Origin of the sequence: Kitasatospora sp. MY 5-36, assembly GCF_001182915.1 — a bacterium.
Classification (GTDB): Bacteria; Actinomycetota; Actinomycetes; order Streptomycetales; family Streptomycetaceae; genus Kitasatospora.
The window spans coordinates 1-1618 of record NZ_LFVW01001158.1 but is presented as its reverse complement, the minus strand read 5'-3'; the positions used below and the strand labels follow the sequence as shown (position 1 = coordinate 1618).

Sequence of the window (1618 nt, the reverse complement as noted above, 5' to 3'; positions counted from 1 at the left end):
CGGTGCGTCCGGCGAGCCCGGTGCGTCCGGCGGCCTCGACGCACCCCACGGCCTCGACGAACTCCGCCGGCTCGCGCACGAGCGGCTGACCGTCGGCACCGCCGCCGAGGGGCCGTTCGACCTCGCCCAGCACCTGGTCAGCGTCGCCGCCGGGCAGCGGACCGGCCGCCGCTCCGTCCGGGACCGGCTCGCCGACCTCGCCGGGCGGCTGGCCTCGGGGCCCGCGATCACCCGCTGGTGACCCTGTTCACCACCCGGCCGAAAAGTTCACGCCCCGGTCGAAAACCCTTTGCGGAAGCGGTGGCCGCCGCCCGAGGATGACGGTTCGTGAACGTCGACGAACCCCCGCATCCCCCCGTGCCCGGGCGCGCCCGGAGGCTGCTGCACTCGCTGACGCCCGACCTGTCGCCCTGGCGCGCCTCGCGCGACTTCCGCTACCTGTGGACCTCCGGCTGCGTCACCAGCTTCGGCGGCTTCCTGACCCTCGTCGCCGTGCCGATGCAGATCAAGGAACTCACCGGCTCCTCCTTCGCGGTCGGCCTGATCGGCGCCGTCGAACTGGTGCCGCTGATCGTCTTCGGCCTGTGGGGCGGCGCCCTCGCCGACGCCCTGGACCGCCGGAAGCTGGTGCTGCGGGCGGAGGTCGCGCTCGGCCTGCTGGCCGGGCTGCTGCTGGTCAACGCCCTGCTGCCGCACCCGCTGCTCTGGCCGATCTACCTGGTCGCCGCGCTGGTCGCGGCCGCCGACGGCATCCAGCGTCCGGCGCTGGACTCGCTCCTCCCGCGGCTCGTCCCGCACCAGCACCTGACCGCCGCGTTCGCCCTCAGGTCGCTGTACCACAACGCCGCTTCGGTGGCCGGCCCGGCGCTGGCCGGTGTCGTGGTGGCCTTCGCCGGGGTGCAGACCGCGTACGCGCTGGACGTCCTCTCCTTCGCCCTCTCGCTGCTGCTGCTCGTCCGGATCAAGGCGGTGCCGCCGCCCACCGGCGCCGAACGGCCGTCCGTCCGGGCGGTGCTCACCGGGGTCCGCTACGCGTGGAGCCGCAAGGACCTGCTCGGCACCTACGCGATCGACGTCTGCGCCATGCTGTTCGCCTACCCGGTGGCCGTCTTCCCGTTCCTGGCTTCGGAGTTGGGGGCGGACTGGGCGCTCGGCCCGATGTACGCGGCCTCCGCCCTCGGCGCCCTGCTGGTCGGCGCGACCAGCGGCTGGACCTCCCGCGTCCACCGGCACGGGCGGCTGCTGGTGGTCGCCGCCGTCGGCTGGGGCGCGGCGATGGCGCTCGCCGGGCTCACCGAGCACATCGGGCTGGTGCTGCTCGGCCTGGCGCTGGCCGGCGGCGCCGACGAGATCAGCGGGCTCGCCCGCTCGACCATGTGGAACCAGTCCATCCCCGACGAGCTGCGCGGCCGGATGGCCGGCGTGGAACTGCTCAGCTACTCCGTCGGCCCGCAGCTCGGCCAGGTCCGGGCCGGCACCATGGCCGGGCTGGTCGGCGTGCGCGCCGCCGTCTGGGCCGGCGGTGCCGCCTGCGTCGTCGCCGTGCTCGCGGTCGCCGCCGCCCTCCCGAAGCTGCTCGCCTACGACGACCGCACCGACCCGAACGCCGCGGCCGTGC

Annotated in this window: 1 protein-coding gene and 1 pseudogene; both read left to right on the top strand. The window is 75.3% G+C overall.

Annotation, left to right across the window (positions count from 1 at the left end; translation table 11 throughout):
- Nucleotides 1-241: pseudogene (locus AE652_RS41005) on the top strand (hypothetical protein); the annotation flags it as partial.
- A gap of 86 nt (nt 242-327) precedes the next feature.
- Nucleotides 328-1618: MFS transporter (locus AE652_RS41000; RefSeq protein WP_369808376.1), on the top strand; the 1291-nt coding region annotated here is incomplete at its 3' end.